The sequence below is a fragment of the Brevundimonas phoenicis genome, from assembly GCF_047237745.1.
Taxonomy (GTDB): domain Bacteria; phylum Pseudomonadota; class Alphaproteobacteria; order Caulobacterales; family Caulobacteraceae; genus Brevundimonas.
The window spans coordinates 2,220,011-2,235,391 of sequence record NZ_JBDFLN010000001.1 but is presented as its reverse complement, the minus strand read 5'-3'; the positions used below and the strand labels follow the sequence as shown (position 1 = coordinate 2,235,391).

17 protein-coding genes are annotated in these 15,381 nt (G+C 66.3%); 14 read left to right on the top strand and 3 right to left on the bottom strand.

Going from position 1 to position 15,381, the window contains the following annotated elements; genetic code table 11:
* Positions 1–6 precede the first annotated feature (6 nt).
* Genes pyrH through lpxB form a run of 14 tightly spaced genes read left to right on the top strand, consistent with a single transcriptional unit; the run spans position 7 to position 12,741 of the window.
* Positions 7–744 carry a UMP kinase gene (gene pyrH, locus ABC419_RS11070; protein ID WP_125900162.1) on the top strand — a complete coding sequence of 246 codons (738 nt, stop codon included), beginning with the start codon at positions 7–9 and terminating at the stop codon, positions 742–744.
* Between the two features lie 40 nt (positions 745–784).
* Positions 785–1,342, top strand: a complete 558-nt coding sequence (gene frr / locus ABC419_RS11065; protein ID WP_125900163.1) for a ribosome recycling factor — start codon at positions 785–787, stop codon at positions 1,340–1,342.
* A 33-nt stretch (positions 1,343–1,375) separates the two neighbouring features.
* Positions 1,376–2,134: a polyprenyl diphosphate synthase gene (gene uppS, locus ABC419_RS11060; protein WP_125900164.1), complete on the top strand. Its 759-nt coding sequence runs from the start codon at positions 1,376–1,378 to the stop codon at positions 2,132–2,134.
* A gap of 1 nt (position 2,135) precedes the next feature.
* Positions 2,136–2,843 (top strand): phosphatidate cytidylyltransferase, encoded by a 708-nt coding sequence (locus tag ABC419_RS11055; protein WP_412878780.1) that lies wholly within the window; start codon positions 2,136–2,138, stop codon positions 2,841–2,843.
* The gene (locus tag ABC419_RS11050; RefSeq protein WP_412878795.1) at positions 2,791–2,955 is read left to right on the top strand and encodes a phosphatidate cytidylyltransferase; all 165 of its coding nucleotides are present in this window, start codon (positions 2,791–2,793) and stop codon (positions 2,953–2,955) included. The genes ABC419_RS11055 and ABC419_RS11050 overlap by 53 nt, the downstream gene beginning before the upstream one ends.
* Positions 2,952–4,148: a 1-deoxy-D-xylulose-5-phosphate reductoisomerase gene (gene dxr, locus ABC419_RS11045; protein ID WP_412877465.1), complete on the top strand. Its 1,197-nt coding sequence runs from the start codon at positions 2,952–2,954 to the stop codon at positions 4,146–4,148. Before ABC419_RS11050 ends, dxr begins: the two co-directional genes overlap by 4 nt.
* A gap of 24 nt (positions 4,149–4,172) precedes the next feature.
* Entirely contained in the window at positions 4,173–5,390 is a 1,218-nt protein-coding gene (locus ABC419_RS11040) for a M50 family metallopeptidase (protein ID WP_200165409.1), read from the top strand.
* A 53-nt stretch (positions 5,391–5,443) separates the two neighbouring features.
* Positions 5,444–7,849, top strand: a complete 2,406-nt coding sequence (bamA, locus tag ABC419_RS11035; protein WP_234287678.1) for an outer membrane protein assembly factor BamA — start codon at positions 5,444–5,446, stop codon at positions 7,847–7,849.
* Positions 7,850–7,883: 34 nt separating this feature from the next.
* Complete coding sequence (locus ABC419_RS11030) at positions 7,884–8,468, top strand: OmpH/Skp family outer membrane protein (protein ID WP_125900169.1); 585 nt, start codon at positions 7,884–7,886, stop codon at positions 8,466–8,468.
* 8 nt (positions 8,469–8,476) lie between these two features.
* Positions 8,477–9,496 carry a UDP-3-O-(3-hydroxymyristoyl)glucosamine N-acyltransferase gene (gene lpxD, locus ABC419_RS11025; protein WP_412877467.1) on the top strand — a complete coding sequence of 340 codons (1,020 nt, stop codon included), beginning with the start codon at positions 8,477–8,479 and terminating at the stop codon, positions 9,494–9,496.
* Positions 9,493–9,957, top strand: coding sequence for a 3-hydroxyacyl-ACP dehydratase FabZ (gene fabZ, locus ABC419_RS11020; RefSeq protein ID WP_046653574.1), 465 nt, complete (start codon positions 9,493–9,495; stop codon positions 9,955–9,957). The genes lpxD and fabZ overlap by 4 nt, the downstream gene beginning before the upstream one ends.
* Positions 9,954–10,742, top strand: coding sequence for an acyl-ACP--UDP-N-acetylglucosamine O-acyltransferase (gene lpxA, locus ABC419_RS11015; RefSeq protein ID WP_412877468.1), 789 nt, complete (start codon positions 9,954–9,956; stop codon positions 10,740–10,742). The genes fabZ and lpxA overlap by 4 nt, the downstream gene beginning before the upstream one ends.
* Positions 10,739–11,578 (top strand): UDP-2,3-diacylglucosamine diphosphatase, encoded by an 840-nt coding sequence (gene lpxI / locus ABC419_RS11010; RefSeq protein ID WP_412877469.1) that lies wholly within the window; start codon positions 10,739–10,741, stop codon positions 11,576–11,578. Before lpxA ends, lpxI begins: the two co-directional genes overlap by 4 nt.
* The gene (gene lpxB / locus ABC419_RS11005) at positions 11,575–12,741 is read left to right on the top strand and encodes a lipid-A-disaccharide synthase (protein ID WP_412877470.1); all 1,167 of its coding nucleotides are present in this window, start codon (positions 11,575–11,577) and stop codon (positions 12,739–12,741) included. Before lpxI ends, lpxB begins: the two co-directional genes overlap by 4 nt.
* Before the next feature lie 153 nt (positions 12,742–12,894).
* On the opposite strand, the gene trpC is transcribed toward lpxB, so the two are convergent.
* From trpC to ABC419_RS10990, 3 genes are read right to left on the bottom strand one after another with little or no spacing between them, the layout of a single operon-like run.
* Positions 12,895–13,698, bottom strand: a complete 804-nt coding sequence (gene trpC, locus ABC419_RS11000; protein ID WP_412877471.1) for an indole-3-glycerol phosphate synthase TrpC — start codon at positions 13,696–13,698, stop codon at positions 12,895–12,897.
* Complete coding sequence (gene trpD / locus ABC419_RS10995) at positions 13,698–14,735, bottom strand: anthranilate phosphoribosyltransferase (RefSeq protein WP_412878013.1); 1,038 nt, start codon at positions 14,733–14,735, stop codon at positions 13,698–13,700. Before trpD ends, trpC begins: the two co-directional genes overlap by 1 nt.
* A complete protein-coding gene (locus tag ABC419_RS10990) occupies positions 14,732–15,322 on the bottom strand; it encodes an anthranilate synthase component II (protein ID WP_200165391.1) in 591 nt (196 codons plus the stop codon). Before ABC419_RS10990 ends, trpD begins: the two co-directional genes overlap by 4 nt.
* Positions 15,323–15,381: the final 59 nt, after the last annotated feature.

The window sequence follows — 15,381 nt, the reverse complement described above, 5'->3', positions numbered from 1 at the left end:
ATGCCCATGCCTGACGCCCCCTCCGAGTTTCGTTACAAGCGCGTGCTGCTGAAGGTCTCGGGCGAAGTCCTGATGGGCGATCAGTCCTACGGCATCGACATGAAGACGGTGGACGTGGTCGCGGCCGCGGTCGCCGCTGTGGCGCGTCAGGGGGTTGAAATCTGTCTGGTCATCGGCGGGGGCAACATCTTCCGCGGCCTGTCCAAGGCGGCGGCAGGCATGGATCGCGCCAACGCCGATTACATGGGCATGTTGGCGACCATCATGAACGCCTTGGCCATGCAGGGCGCACTCGAGAAGATCGGCGTCGATACGCGGGTCCAGAGTGCGATCCCGATGGCCGCCATCGCCGAACCCTACATCCGCCGTCGCGCGATGCGGCATCTGGAAAAGGGCCGCGTGGTGATCTTCGCCGCCGGGGTGGGCGCACCCTTCTTTACTACGGACTCCGGCGCGGCGTTGCGCGCTGCCGAGATGGGCTGCGACGCCCTGCTGAAAGGCACCAGCGTCGACGGCGTCTATACCGCCGATCCGAAGAAAGACCCCACGGCCACGCGTTATGAGACGCTGACCTATCAGGAGGTTCTGGCCAAGGACTTGCGCGTCATGGACGCCTCGGCCATCGCCCTGATGCGAGACAGCGGCATTCCGATCGTCGTCTTCTCGATCCGCGAGGAAGGATCGATTCAGAAGGCGCTGACGGGAGAGGGCACCTTCACCGTCATCACCAACAAAGCCGCCTGAGCGGCTTCGTCATCAAACGACAGGACCAAGGACACACGTCATGGCCAAACCCGATCTCAAGACTTTCCGCGACCGGATGGACAAGTCCGTCGCCGCCCTGAAGGACGACTACGCCGGCCTGCGTACCGGCCGCGCCAACGCCGGTCTGCTGGAGCCGGTCGTGGTTGAGGCCTATGGCGCAACCTCGCCGCTGACCGCCGTGGCCGCGATCAGCGTGCCGGAGCCGCGCATGATCTCGGTCAGCGTCTGGGACAAGGGGATGGTGGTTTCGGTCGAGAAGGCCATCCGTTCGGCGGGCTTGGGACTGAACCCGGTCGTCGACGGTCAGACGCTGCGTATTCCGATCCCGCCGCTGACCGAAGAGCGCCGCAAGGATCTGGCCAAGCTGGCCGGAAAATACGCCGAGGACAAGAAGATCGCCGTGCGAAACGTGCGCCGCGACGCCAACGACGAGCTGAAGAAGGCTGAAAAGGCCGGTGAGATCAGCCAGGATGATCAGAAGAAGATGGAGGCCGAGGTCCAGAAGGACACCGACGCGGCCATCAAGCGCATCGATGAGACCTTGAAGGCCAAGGAAGTCGAGATCATGCAGGTCTGACGCGGTCGGATCTGCTCAGGAAGGACTCCCCACATGTCGGCCCAGACCGCCGCTACGCCTCTTGAAAAGGGGCCACGTCACGTCGCCCTGATCATGGACGGTAACGGCCGCTGGGCGCAGAGTCGGGGCTTGCCTCGTGCTGTCGGTCACCGCGAGGGCGTTCAGGCTTTGCGCCGCACGATCAAGGCGGCGCCGGAACTGGGCGTTCGCTGCCTGACGGTTTTCGGCTTTTCAACCGAGAACTGGAACCGTCCGGCGGACGAGGTTTCCGATCTGATGGGCCTGGTGCGCGCCTTCGTCGGCAGCGACCTGAACCGGCTGGACGCTGCGGGCGTGCGGGTGAAGGTGCTGGGTCGTCGCAAGGGTTTGCCGGACGACATCGCCGCCATCGTCGCTCGAGCCGAGTCCCAGACGGCGGGCAACGAAAAATTCCTGCTGCAGGTGGCTTTCAACTATGGAGGCCGCGCTGACCTGGTGGACGCCGCTCAGCGCTTGGTGGACCAGGCCAGGGCGGGGCAGGCGATCGAGGTCGATGAGGGGGCGCTGGGCGCGGGTCTGTCCACCGCGGGCGCCCCGCCGGTTGATCTGATCGTGCGGACTTCGGGCGAGCAACGGCTGTCGAACTTCCTCCTATGGGAGGCGGCCTATGCTGAACTGGTCTTCCAGGACATTCTGTGGCCGGACTATGGGGCGGAGGCCTTGGCGGATGCGATCGCCCAGTTCGGTAATCGTGATCGTCGCTACGGTGGTCGTGAAACAGTAAACGCCTCTTATGGCGAGGCGGTGAGCTGACATGGCGTTGAAGCCTAGGGATATCGCTCTGCGCGCGGCGTCAGCCGTAGTGTTGGCGCCGGCGGCGGTGCTGGCGACCTGGGCGGGCGGCGGCTGGTTCTGCGCCCTCGTCGTTGTAGCGGCGGTCCTGTTGGCGTTCGAATGGGCGCGGATGAGCGCTCCTGCTCTGTGGCGCTCGGTCGGCACGGGTGTCGCCCTGGCGCTGATCGTCGCCATCATTGCAGCGCATGTCGGACAGATTTCCCTGGCGTTGATCCTTATGGTGTTCGGCGCTCTGGCCTCGGGACTTTTTGCGCGGACGCGCGGAGAGTCGGCGCTGGATGCGGCCTATGGTGTGCTCTACCTCGGCTGGCCCTGCATTCTGCTGATCTGGCTGCGTGATCTGAACGAGGTTCAGGGGCTGTACTGGACCGTGCTGGTTTTCGCCGTCGCCTGGTCGGCGGACATCCTGGCCTATCTAGTCGGCAGCGCCGTGGGCGGGCCCAAGTTGTGGCCGCGCTTTTCGCCCAACAAGACATGGTCCGGATTCATTGGAGGCCTGTTAGCCGGAATGATCGCGGGTGCGGCCATGGCCGGTTGGTTCGACATGGGGCGTCTGAGCCTGTTCTGGGGAGGGATGCTCGGTCTGGCCGCCGCCCTGGCCACGATGGGGGGAGATTTGTGGGAATTCGGCGCTGAAACGGCGCTTCGGGGTCAAGGATGCGGGTAATATCATTCCGGGACACGGGGGTCTTCTGGACCGTGTCGACGGCTTGATGTTCGCCGTGGTCGTCGTGGCGGCGGGGCGTGTGATCGTTCTTTTGCTGGAGCGCGCGGCATGATCACGCGCCGCGTCACGATTCTGGGCTCGACCGGCTCGGTTGGTTCCTCGACGCTGGAACTGATGGAGCAAGCTCAAGCTGCTGGTTCCGGACGGTTCGAGGTCGTGGCGCTGACCGGCGGCGCCAATATCGCACGTCTGGCTGAACAGGCGCGCTGCTGGCGGCCGCGTATCGCCGTAACGGCCGATCCGGCTCGCCTGAACGAACTGCGCGAGGCATTGGCGGGGACCGGTGTCGAGGCTGCGGCGGGGCCGGAAGCCATTGTCGAGGCGGCCGTACGGCCTGCCGACTGGATCATGGCTTCCATCGTTGGAGCGGCGGGTTTGCGTTCAGCCTGGGCGGCGGCGGGGACGGGCGCGACGCTGGCCCTCGCCAACAAGGAAAGCCTGGTCTGCTGCGGTCCGGCGCTGATCGAGCGGGTCAAGAGCAGCGGCGGGCGACTAATTCCGGTCGATTCCGAACACTCGGCCATCTTCCAGGTCTTTCCGGCAGAGGCGCCGGAGCGCGTGTCCAAATTGGTGCTGACCGCGTCGGGCGGACCGTTCCGCACCCTGCCGCGCACGGCCATGACGCGGATCACCCCCGAGCAGGCCGTGGCCCATCCGAACTGGAGCATGGGCGCAAAGATCTCGGTCGATAGCGCCACCATGGCCAACAAGGGGCTGGAACTGATCGAGGCCGCCTATCTGTTCGACATGCCGGGCGAGCGGATCGACGTGGTGGTCCATCCGGAATCGATCATCCACAGCCTTGTGGAATATGTGGATGGTTCGACCCTGGCCCAGATGGGTGCGCCGGACATGCGGACGCCGATCGCCTGCGCCCTGTCCTGGCCGGACCGTCTGGCCTGGCCGGCGCCCAAGCTGGACCTGGCGGCCCTGGGGCGACTGACGTTCGAGGCGCCGGACGAGGGACGCTTTCCGGCGCTGCGTCTGGCGCGCGAGGCGTTGGCGGCGGGCGGATCGGCTCCGATCATCTTCAACGCCGCCAATGAGGTGGCGGCCCTAGCTTTCCTTGACCGGCGGCTGGGCTTTCTCAATATTGCCGCAGTCGTCGCCGACACCCTTGAGAAGGCGGCGGGCGCGGGCGCGTCTTGCGGTTCCGACGATGCCTGCGATGCGGCCTTGGCCGTTGATGCGGAGGCGCGGCGGATCGCGGGCGATGTCATCGCCTCGCTGAATGTCGCGGCTTAAGGGCCGACAGGAGATACGAACGGAATGCTAGGCGTCATCAGCCAGGTTCTGACCTATGTCGTGCCGTTCCTGCTCGTGCTGACGCTTGTCGTGACAGTGCATGAACTCGGCCATTTCCTGACCGCGCGCGCCTTTGGCGTGAAGATGGATCGTTTCGCTATCGGTTTCGGCCGACCGATCTTCGCTCGTACGGACAAGCATGGCGTCGAATGGCGGATCGGCTGGTTGCCGCTGGGCGGATATGTGAAGTTCTCTGGTGATTTGGACGCCACGGGCGTGCCGGACCGCGCCGGGCTGGACGCCATGCGCAAGGAACTGGTCGCCACCCACGGGCCAGGCGCCGAGCGTGAGTATCTCTATTTCAAGCCTTTGTGGCAGCGCGCCCTGGTCGTGGCGGGCGGGCCGATCGCCAACTTCGTCCTGGCCGTCTTCATCTTCACCCTGTTGTTCAGCCTTGTGGGCGTCGAGCTGCGTCCGGCGCGGGTCATGCAGGTTCAGGCCGGATCGCCCGCCGCCGCCGCCGGGTTCCAGCAGGGGGATCTGATCACCCATGTTAACGGCAAGCTGATCAAGGACGGGGGCGAAGTGACGCGCGTCGTGGCTCTCAGCAGCGGCGATCCTGTTCAATTCACCGTGGAACGAGGCGGAGGGTCCGTGCAACTGACGGCGACGCCCGAGCGCCGGGTTGAGAATGATCCTATCGCAGGCCGGGTCACGGTGGGCCGGATCGGCCTGGCGATGGGCTCGACGCGCGAAGAAGTCCGCCACGTTCGCTACGGACCGATTGCGGCGGTGGGGCAGGGTGTCCGTGAAACCGGCACGATCCTGAACACTACCCTGACCTATATCGGGCGCATCTTCACCGGCCGTGAAAGCGGCGATCAGTTCAGCGGCCCGCTGGGCATCGCCAAGGCGTCAGGCGCCTTGACCAACGCCGCCGTGGCCGCGAATCCGGAGCCATGGGCCGTTGTTCGCAATCTGTTGCTGACGCTGACGAGCTTCGCCGCCATACTTTCGGTCGGAATCGGCTTTCTTAATCTGATGCCAATTCCGGTTCTGGATGGAGGGCATCTGCTGTTCTACGCCTATGAAGCCGTGGCGCGCCGCCCGATGGCGGCCAAGGTTCAGGAAGCGGGATACAGGGTCGGTCTTGCTTTGCTGGCGGGTTTGATGTTGTTCGCGACCTGGAACGATCTGCAGAAACTCAATCTCTTCAAATTCCTCGGCGGGCTCGTCTCGTGAGCCGACGCCAGCCCCCGATGGTATCCCGCATGAATCAAAACGACAGCCGCTCCATGACCCAGACCCGTGGCCGCATCTTCGGGGTCAGCGCCCTGGCCCTGACCTTCGCCGCCGGCCTGGCGAGCCCCGTTCTCGCGCAGGAGGCGCCGGCCCCGGCGGCGGCTCAACAGACGCCTAACGTGGTGGTTCAGGAAGCCCCCCCGCAGGCTGACCGCGCCGTTGTCAATCGCATCGTGGTGCGCGGCAATCAGCGTATCGACCAGACTACGGTCCTGTCCTATCTGCCGATTCAACCAGGCGACACCATCGATGCGGTGACGATCGATGTGGCGGTGCGCACCTTGTCGCGAACAGGTCTGTTCGCCGACGTGCAACTGGGATTGCAGGCCAACGGCGACCTGATCGTCGAGATCGCCGAGAACCCGATCATCAACCAGGTGACCTTCGAGGGTAACAAGGCTCTGGCTGAGAAGAAGCTGCGCGACGAAGTCACAATTCGCCCGCGCGGCATCTACACCCGTGCGCGGGTGCAGGAGGACGTTGGCAAGATCGTCGAACTGTACCGCCTGTCGGGCCGTATTTCCGCGACTGTCACGCCCAAGCTGGTGCAACTGGATCAAAACCGCGTCGATGTGGTGTTCGAGATCGACGAAGGGCCTGAGACGGGCATTTCGGCGATCACCTTCCTGGGTAATCAGGCGTTCTCGGACAGCGATTTGGCCCAGATCATGGTGACGAAGCAGTCGTCGTGGTGGCGCCTGTTCAGCTCGAACGACAACTATGATCCGAATCGCCTGGACTACGACCGCGAACAACTGCGCAAATTCTATACGAACCGCGGCTATTATGACTTCCGCATCCTGTCATCCGTCGCCGAGCTGAAGCCGGACAACAGCGCCTTCGGCGTGACGGTGACTGTGGACGAGGGGGACCGCTACAACTTCGGCGAGATCAAGGTCGTCACCGAGAACGACCGTCTGAACGCCGACTTCCTGCAGCTTCTGCTGCCGATTCGTTCCGGCGATCTGTATGAGAGCGATCGCATCCAGGCGGCGGTCGACACCCTGACCTTCGCCGCTGGTTCGGCGGGCTACGCCTTCGTTGAAATCAATCCGTCTTATCGCGCGGATCCGGAGACGGACACGGTCAATGTGACCTTCAACGTGCGCGAGGGACAACGCGTTTACATCGACCGCATCAATGTGGTCGGCAACACGCGTACCTTGGACAGCGTCATCCGCCGCGAACTGATGGTGGGCGAGGGCGACGCCTTCAACCGCTCCCTGGTCGAACGCTCACGCAACAACCTGCGCGCCCTGGGCTTCTTCAAGGACGTCAAGATCGAAGAGACGCGCGGCAGCGCGCCGGACCGTTCGGTCGTCAACGTCACCGTCGAAGAGCAGCCCACCGGCGAACTGTCGGTCGGCGCGGGCTTCAGTTCGGTCGACTCCTTCGTGCTGAACCTGGGCATCACCGAGCGCAACTTCCGCGGCCGGGGCCAGAACGTCGTGGCGCGCGCCGAATGGGGCTCGCTGCGTCAGCAGATCGACTTCCGCTTCACCGAGCCAAAGTTCCTGGGGCGGGACGTTCGCGCGGGCTTTGACCTGTTCCACATGCGCTATGACCTGAGCAAATACTCGTCTTACGATTATCGTTCGACCGGCGGCGGGGTGCGCATCACCTATCCGTTGAACGGTTACGCCTCGTTTAGCGCGCGCTACTTCCTGAAGGACGACGAGGTCGTCATTCCGTTCGGCTACTGCAGCGGCGTCGGCGCCGGTTCATCGGCGCTATGCGACCAGGCGGGTTCGTTCATCAACTCATCGGCGGGCTATACACTGTTGGTGAATCGCCTGAACGACCCCGTCCGTCCAACGCGCGGCTGGACCGTCTCCTTGCGTCAGGACTTCGCCGGCATTGGCGGCGACGTGAACTATCTGAAGACCGAGGCCGACGCGTCCTGGTACTATGGCGTCCGGCCGAACTGGGTGGTCAGCGTTCAGGGGCAGACCGGTTATGTCAGCGGCTGGAACGGCGATCCGATCCGGATCAATGACCGTTTCTTCAAGGGCGGCAATACCTTCCGTGGCTTCGAGACGGCGGGCATGGGCGCGCGCGACCTGACCACCACTGACGCGCTGGGCGGAAACTTCTACGCCATCGGTACGGTCGAACTGACGGTTCCGAACATGCTGCCCGAAGAATACGGCATCAAGACTTCGCTGTTTGCGGACTTCGGTACGATAGGTATGTTGGACGACCGCTATCTGGTTGATCCGGCGACGGGGCAGCGTAATCCGAGGATCGTCGATGAGCTGTCCTTGCGCGCGGCTGCAGGTGTCAGCATCCACTGGCGTTCGCCCATGGGGCCGATCCGTTTCGACCTATCGAAGGTTCTGTCCAAGGAAGACTACGACAAGACCGAGACCTTCCGTTTCTCGACCTCTACTCAGTTCTAACCGCGGCTTGATCGCCGCCACTAAGGCTTAGATTATGAAACTCATCGCTCTCGGCGCCTTCGCTCTCGCCTCTTTGACCGCATCGGCCGCTCTGGCTCAGACTCAAGGCCCGGCCAACCCCGGCCCGGTGATCCCTGGCGTTTGCGTCTATTTCAACCAGCGGGTCTTGGCCCAGTCCACCGCCGGCCAGGCCGTCCAGACGCGCATGGAACAGTTGGCCCAGGAAGTTCAGGGCGAACTTCAGCCTTACGCCACCGCTATCCAGACCGAGGTCCAGGCCCTGCAACAAGGCGCAGCCACCATCCCGGCTGACCAGATGAACCAGCGCCGTCAGGCGCTGCAGCAACGCGTTCAGGAAGCCCAGCAACTGGAAGGCACGCGCGAAAACGAACTCCGCTACACTTTGGCTGAGCAGCGTCGGAAGATCTCGGAAGCGGTCGAGCCCCTGCTGGTCGCCGTCTATCAGGAGAAGGGCTGCGGCATCATGATCGACCGCGAGAGCGTCTTCATCCTGAACCCGGCCATGGACGTGACGGACACGGTCATCCAGCGCCTGAACGCCCAACTGCCGACGCTGAGCTTCAACCGCATGCCGGTTCCGGCCCAGCCGCAATCCTAAGGCGGGCCATGCCCGATCCGAGGTTTTTTGAGACCCTGTCGTCCCTGACGGTCGCCGCCCTCGCCGAGCACATCGGTGGGGAGGTGATCCGGGGCGGCGAGGTCATCGTCTCGGCCGTCGCGCCCCTGTCCAGTGCGGACCGGGGCGCGATTGCGTTTCTGGGCGACCGCAAGTTCGCCGCTGCTCTGGCGCAGACGAAGGCCGGCTGCGTGATCGTGCCGCTGTGGGCCGTGGATGCGGCGCCGGCTGACGCCGCCGTCATCGTCTCCGGAGAGGCGCAGGCCGCCTGGGCGCGAGCTTCGGCCCTGCTGCACCGACCGATCCGTCTGGATCGCGCCATCACCGCCGCCGAGGCCGCCGAGGACGACACGGTCGTGGTCGAGCCCGGCGCTATCCTGGGCGAGGGCGTCCGCATCGGTCGCGGCAGCCGCATCGGCGCCAACACCGTCATCGGGCCAGGCGTCCAGATCGGCCGCGACTGTCTGATCAGTTCCGGCGTCACTGTCGGCTTCGCCCTGCTGGGCGACCGGGTGAAGCTGCTGGCGGGCGCACGGATCGGCGAGGCGGGCTTCGGCGCCGCTGGATCCAAGGCCGGACCGGTGGATATTCCGCAACTGGGCCGCGTCATCCTGCAGGACGGGGTGACGGTCGGGGCCAACTCCTGCATCGATCGCGGCGCCTATGACGACACCGTCATCGGCGAGAACACCAAGATCGATAATCTGGTCATGATCGGCCACAACTGCGTCATCGGCCGCAACAATCTGATGGCGGCGCACACCGGCATCTCGGGCTCGGTCACCAGCGGCGACAACTGCATTTTCGGCGGCCGGGCGGGCGTGGGCGACCACATCACCATCGGCGAAGGCGCGCGCGTCGCGGCCGGCGGCGGCGTGTTGGCTGACATTCCGCCGGGCGAGATCTGGTCCGGCTATCCCGCCAAGCCCCTGCGCCAATTCTTGCGCGAGACGGTGTGGCTGTCCAAACAGGCGTCCCAGAAGAAGGGCGCAAAGGAATCGAAAGAATGAGCGAAGACAACAACATCGACTACGCCGAGGTGATGCGTCGCCTGCCGCACCGCTATCCCTTCCTGCTGGTCGACAAGGCGCAGGACTTCGTGGCGGCGACCTCGATCGTCGGCATCAAGAACGTCACCCACAACGAGCCCTTCTTCCCCGGCCACTTCCCGATCGATCCGGTCATGCCGGGCGTGCTGATCGTCGAGGCCATGGCTCAGACGGGCGCCCTGCTGATGTCCAAGTCGCTGGATGTAGCGGTGGCCGACAAGGTCATCATGTTCATGTCGATCGACGGCGTGCGCTTCCGCAAGCCCGCCCGTCCGGGCGACCAGCTGCGCATGGAGGTCAAGGTGATCAAGGCGCGCGGCGACGCCTATAAGTTCCGCGGCGAGACCTTCATCGACGGCAAGCTGGCGGCGGAGGCCGAGTTCATGGCCATGGTCGTGACTGTGGCGGAGCCTGCCCAGTGACCATCCACCCGACCGCCGTCGTCGACGCCTCGGCGACCCTGGCGGACGGGGTCGAGATCGGCCCGTTCTGCACCGTGGGGCCGGGCGTAGCGCTGGCCTCCGGCGTGCGTCTGGTCAGCCATGTGGTGATCCAGCAGGACGCCAGCGTCGGCGCGAACACGACGATCCACCCCTTCGCCGTCATCGGCGGCGATCCGCAGCACGGCGGCTACAAGGGCGAGCCGGTGCGGCTGGAGATCGGCGAGAACAACCTGATCCGCGAGCATTGCACCTTCAACCGGGGCACGCCGCAGGGATCGGGCGTCACCCGCGTCGGCTCGAACAACCTGTTCATGACCGGCGCTCACGTCGGCCATGACTGCGTGGTCGGCGACAGCGTCACTATGGCCAACAACGCCACCCTGGGCGGTCACGTCCATGTCGGCGACAGGGTGTTCCTCGGCGGCCTGTGCGCCGTGCACCAGAACGGCCGGGTGGGGCAGGGCGCCATCGTCGGCGGACTGGCTGCCGTGACGCGCGACGTCATCCCTTACGGCTCGGTCTGGGGCAATCACGCCAGCCTGCACGGCCTCAACCTGATCGGGCTGAAGCGCAAAGGCTACGGCAAGGATGCGGTGCGCCGCCTGCTGGCCGCCTATCGCGACCTGTTCGAGGGCGAAGGCGTCTTCGCCGAGCGTCTGGACCGGGTCGAGCAATCCTATGCCGACCTGCCCGAGATCATGGAGATCACCGGCTTCATCCGTGACGGCGGCAAGCGCCCGCTGTGCCTGCCGGGCGCGGAATGACGACCGCGCCCAAGCTGGCCCTGATCGCGGGTTCAGGCGACCTGCCCATCCGCGTCGCCCAGCGCTGCGAGGCTGAGGGCCGCGAGGTCTTCATCATCCGCCTGAAGGGCTTCGCCGACGCCCACCTGCACCGCTGGCCCGGACAGGACTTCGGCATGGCCGAGATCGGCAGGATCGTGAAGGCCATGCGCGCTGAGGGCTGCCGCGCGGTCTGTCTGGCGGGCTACGTCAACCGCCCGGACTTCAAGACGTTGAAGCCCGATCTGAAGGGCGCGTCCCTGCTGCCCGGCATTATCGCGGCGGCGTCAAAGGGCGACGACGCCCTGCTGCGCAAGATCCTGTCGGTGTTCGAGGATGAAGGTTTTGCCGTCGAAGGCGCAGACGACATTCTGGGCGGCGAGATGCTGGCGGCGGGCGCGCTGGGCCGCGTGACGCCGACCGACGAGCAGCTGGCAGACCTGAAGAAGGCGCTGCACGTCGCTGAAAAATCAGGCGAACTGGATATCGGTCAGGGCGCGGTCGTCTGCGACGGACTGGTGCTGGCGGTTGAGGCTCAGGAAGGCACGGACGAGATGCTGCGGCGCGTGGCGGGTCTGCCTGCCGACCTGCGCGGCTCGCCCGGTTTTGCGCGCGGCGCTTTGGGCAAGGCGCCCAAGCCGATACAGGATCTACGCATCGACATGCCCGTTATCGGACCGGTGACGGTCGAGCTGGCCGCTGCTGCGGGTCTGGCCGGGATCGGCGGGTTTGAGGGACGGCTGATCGTCATCGACCACGAAGGTCTGGTCGAGGCGGCGGATCGTCTGGGCCTGTTCGTCTGGGGAGAGCCGCGATGAGCCGTCCGTTGAAGGTCATGCTGGTGGCGGCCGAGGCCTCGGGCGACGCGCTGGGCGCCGGGCTGGCGCGGGCGTTGAAGGCGCGGCTGGGCAAGGACGTGGTCTTCGTCGGCGTGGGCGGCCCCAAGATGGCGGCGGAGGGCGTCGCCAGCCCCTTCGACATCGCCGAACTGTCGATCCTGGGCTGGATTGAGGGGCTGAAGGCCTATGGCAAGGTCAAGAAGCGGGTGGCCGAGACGGCGACGCTGGCGGCGGCGGAGAAGCCGGACGCCGTGGTGCTGATCGACAGCTGGGGCTTCACCATTCGCGTGGCTCAGGCGATCCGCGCGGCCTCGCCGAAGACGCCGCTGATCAAATACGTCGGACCGCAGGTCTGGGCCTCGCGACCGAGGCGGGCCAAGACGCTGGCGGGGGCGGTGGATCACCTGCTGGCCCTCTATGCGCTGGACGCGCCATGGTTCGAGAAGGCGGGACTGCCGACGACGGTCGTGGGGTCGCAGGCGCTGCACGTCGACATGGCGGGGGCCGACGGCGCCCGCTTCCGCGCGGCGCGGGGCATTGCGGCGGATGCGCCGCTGCTGCTGGTCCTACCGGGCAGCCGACCCAGCGAGATCACGCGCATGACACCCGTCTATGAGCAGGCGGTCAAACGGCTGAAGGCGCAGATTTCGGGACTTGAGATGGCCGTCGTCGCGGCGGGCACGGTGGCCGCCGATGTGGCGGGCCGGGTCGCCGCCTGGCCGTTCCGCGCCCATGTCGTGCAGGAAGCCGACAAGTACGACGCGATGAAGGCCGCGAACGCCGCCCTGGCGACCAGCGGCACGGTTTCGACCGAACTGGCGCTGGCGGGCGCGCCGATGGTCATCGCCTATAAGATCGATGGGTTGAGCTATGTGCTGATGAAGCGGCTGGTGACGGCAAAGCACATCACCCTGTTCAACATCGCTGCCGATGAAGCCATCGCGCCGGAGTTCATCCAGCATGAGGCGACGCCGCAGGCCCTGGCCAAGGCGGTCGGGCGGCTGCTGACCGATCCCGAGGTGGCGGCCGATCAGGCGCGTCGCCAGACCGAAGCGCTGGACCTGATGGGACGCGGCGGGCCGGACCCGTCGGAACTGGCGGCCGATGCCGTGTTGCGGGTGATCGCGGCGAAGGCGGGCTGATCCTCCACACCCCGCTCATCCCGGCGGACGCCGGGATCCAGTGCTTTGGCTAAGGGCGCAGCCGCAGCCGTCCCAAGCCCAGCTTACTAAAAACTGCGCGTGTGGCTCTTACTGGATCCCGGCGTCCGCCGGGATGAGCGGTAAGTGTGGTGCTTAAGCCAACAAGGTCTGCGTCGCGGCTTCTACGTCCGCCTGGCGCATCAGGCTTTCGCCGACCAGCAGGGCGCGGGCGCCGGCCTCGGACACGCGCGCTACGTCCTGCGGCGTGAACAGGCCGCTTTCGGCGACCAGCAGGGCGCTCTCGGGGCTCAACGCCGCCAGTTGCTCCGTCGTGGCCAGATCGACCTCGAAGGTCCGAAGCGAGCGGTTGTTGACGCCGATCAGGGCGTCGTCGCGGCCCTGGACCAGCTTGGCGGCGCGCACCATCTCGTCCGCGTCGTGCGTCTCGATCAGGGCGTCCATGCCCCAGCGGGTCGCTTCGGCCAGCAGCTCTGCGGCGAGGGCGTCATCCACCATGTCCATGATGATCAGGATGCAGTCGGCGCCCAGCGCCCGGCTCTCGGCCACCTGCCATGCATCGACCAGGAAGTCCTTGCGCAGGCAGGGGCGGGCGACCGCCGCGCGGGCGGCGACCAGATAGGCGTCGTCACCCTGAAAGCTGGGGCCATCAGTCAGCACGGACAGGCAGGATGCGCCGCCGCGCTCATAGGCCTGGGCCAGAACGGGCGGGTCGAAGTCGGCGCGGATCAGGCCCTTGGACGGGCTGGCCTTCTTGATCTCGGCGATCAGCGCCGGGCGGCCTGTTTTCGCGAAACGGTCAGCCAGTGCGGCGCGGAAGCCGCGCGGGGGCGAGGCCTCGCGGGCGCGGGCCTCGATCGCGTCCTGCGATAGGGCGGCCTTGCGGGCGGCGACATCCTCGCGCTTGTAGGCGGCGATGCGGTCCAGAACGTCGCTCATCAGGCGTCCTCGTCTTCGATCGGCGCGTGGGAGACGCGCACCAGTTCAGCCAGGGCGGCGGCGGCGCGGCCGTCGTCGATGACGGCGGCGGCGAGTTCAGCACCCGATTTCAGGTCTTCGGCCCGCCCGGCCACCACCAGGGCGGCGGCGGCGTTCAGCAGGACGATGTCGCGATAAGGCCCGCGCTCGCCCGCTAGCAGGGCCGTCAGGGCGGCGGCGTTATGCTCGGCGTCGCCGCCGCGCAGATCATCCATCGTCGCCAGCGGCAGACCGGCGTCGGCGGGCGTGACGGTGAAGCGGCGCACGGCGCCGTCCTTCCATTCGGCCACCTCGGTCGGGCCTGTGGTGGTCAGTTCGTCCAGACCCTGGCCGTTGACGGTCCAGGCGCGCTTGGCGCCCAGTCGGCCCAGCACCTCGGCCAGCGGCTCCAGCAAGGCCGGGTCATAGACGCCCATGACCTGATGCGTGGCGCCCGCCGGATTGCACAGCGGCCCCAGCAGGTTGAACACGGTGCGGAAGCCGATCTCGCCGCGCACCGGCCCGACGTGGCGCATGGCCCCGTGATAGGTGGGCGCGAACAGGAAGGCGATGCCCGCCTGATCCAGCGCCCGCGCCTGCTGGGCGGGCGTGGCGTCCAGATTGACGCCCAGGGCGGCCAGAACGTCGGACGAGCCGGACTTGGAGCTGACGGCGCGGTTGCCGTGCTTGGCGACCTTCAACCCCGCGCCCGCCAGCACGAAGGAGGCCGCCGTTGAGATGTTGTAGGTATGCTGGCCGTCGCCGCCGGTGCCGCAGGTGTCGATCACCTGGTCGAACGGGTGATCCAGCGACCGGGCGGCGTCACGCATGGCGCTGGCGAAGGCGACGATCTCGTCCACCGTCTCGCCCCGGATGCGCAGGGCGGTGACGGCGGCGGCGACCTGTGACGGGGTCGGCTCGCCGCGCAGGCAGGCGGAGAAGAAGGCCTTGGCCTCATCCAGGTTCAGCACCTGTCCGTCGACCAGCTTGGCCAGCAGAGGCTTGATGCTGTCCATCAGATGTTCGCCAATCGTTTGACGCCCGCCAGATCGAGGAAGTTGGCGATCATCGCGTGGCCGTGTTCGGTGGCGATGGATTCCGGATGGAACTGGACGCCGTGGATCGGTCGCGTGCGATGCGACAGGCCCATGATCTCGCCGTCCTCGGTCCAGGCCGTGACTTCCAGCGCGTCGGGCAGGGTCTCGCGGCGCACGGCCAGAGAGTGGTAGCGCGTCGCGGTGAAGGGCGAGGGCAGGCCGCCGAACACGCCGCGCCCTTCATGCAGGATGGGCGAGGTCTTGCCGTGCATCAGGGTCTTGGCGCGCACCACTTCGCCGCCGAAGGCCTGGCCGATCGACTGGTGCCCCAGGCAGACGCCGAGGATGGGCATGGTCTCGGCGGCGGTCTCGATCAGCGACAGGCAGATGCCCGCCTGATCGGGCGCACAGGGGCCGGGCGACAGGAGCACGGCCTCAGGCTTCAGAGCCCAGGCCTCTTCGACAGTCAGGTCGTCGTTGCGGACGACGTGCGTCTGGGCGCCCAGCTCCGCGAGGTAGTGGACGAGGTTGTAGGTGAAGCTGTCGTAGTTATCGACGACGAGGATCATGGCGAAGGCTTCTTAGTACGGGGAGGCAGGGCGGTCCCAACATGGAAGGCAAGCGGGCC

Excerpts from the sequence above, each read along its gene's own strand:
- pyrH (WP_125900162.1), top strand. The coding sequence starts at position 7 with ATGCCTGACGCCCCCTCCGAGTTTCGTTACAAGCGCGTGCTGCTGAAG.
- frr (WP_125900163.1), top strand. The coding sequence starts at position 785 with ATGGCCAAACCCGATCTCAAGACTTTCCGCGACCGGATGGACAAGTCC.
- uppS (WP_125900164.1), top strand. The coding sequence starts at position 1,376 with ATGTCGGCCCAGACCGCCGCTACGCCTCTTGAAAAGGGGCCACGTCAC.
- ABC419_RS11055 (WP_412878780.1), top strand. The coding sequence starts at position 2,136 with ATGGCGTTGAAGCCTAGGGATATCGCTCTGCGCGCGGCGTCAGCCGTA.
- dxr (WP_412877465.1), top strand. The coding sequence starts at position 2,952 with ATGATCACGCGCCGCGTCACGATTCTGGGCTCGACCGGCTCGGTTGGT.
- ABC419_RS11040 (WP_200165409.1), top strand. The coding sequence starts at position 4,173 with ATGCTAGGCGTCATCAGCCAGGTTCTGACCTATGTCGTGCCGTTCCTG.
- bamA (WP_234287678.1), top strand. The coding sequence starts at position 5,444 with ATGACCCAGACCCGTGGCCGCATCTTCGGGGTCAGCGCCCTGGCCCTG.
- ABC419_RS11030 (WP_125900169.1), top strand. The coding sequence starts at position 7,884 with ATGAAACTCATCGCTCTCGGCGCCTTCGCTCTCGCCTCTTTGACCGCA.
- lpxD (WP_412877467.1), top strand. The coding sequence starts at position 8,477 with ATGCCCGATCCGAGGTTTTTTGAGACCCTGTCGTCCCTGACGGTCGCC.
- fabZ (WP_046653574.1), top strand. The coding sequence starts at position 9,493 with ATGAGCGAAGACAACAACATCGACTACGCCGAGGTGATGCGTCGCCTG.
- lpxI (WP_412877469.1), top strand. The coding sequence starts at position 10,739 with ATGACGACCGCGCCCAAGCTGGCCCTGATCGCGGGTTCAGGCGACCTG.
- lpxB (WP_412877470.1), top strand. The coding sequence starts at position 11,575 with ATGAGCCGTCCGTTGAAGGTCATGCTGGTGGCGGCCGAGGCCTCGGGC.
- trpC (WP_412877471.1), bottom strand. The coding sequence starts at position 13,698 with ATGAGCGACGTTCTGGACCGCATCGCCGCCTACAAGCGCGAGGATGTC.
- ABC419_RS10990 (WP_200165391.1), bottom strand. The coding sequence starts at position 15,322 with ATGATCCTCGTCGTCGATAACTACGACAGCTTCACCTACAACCTCGTC.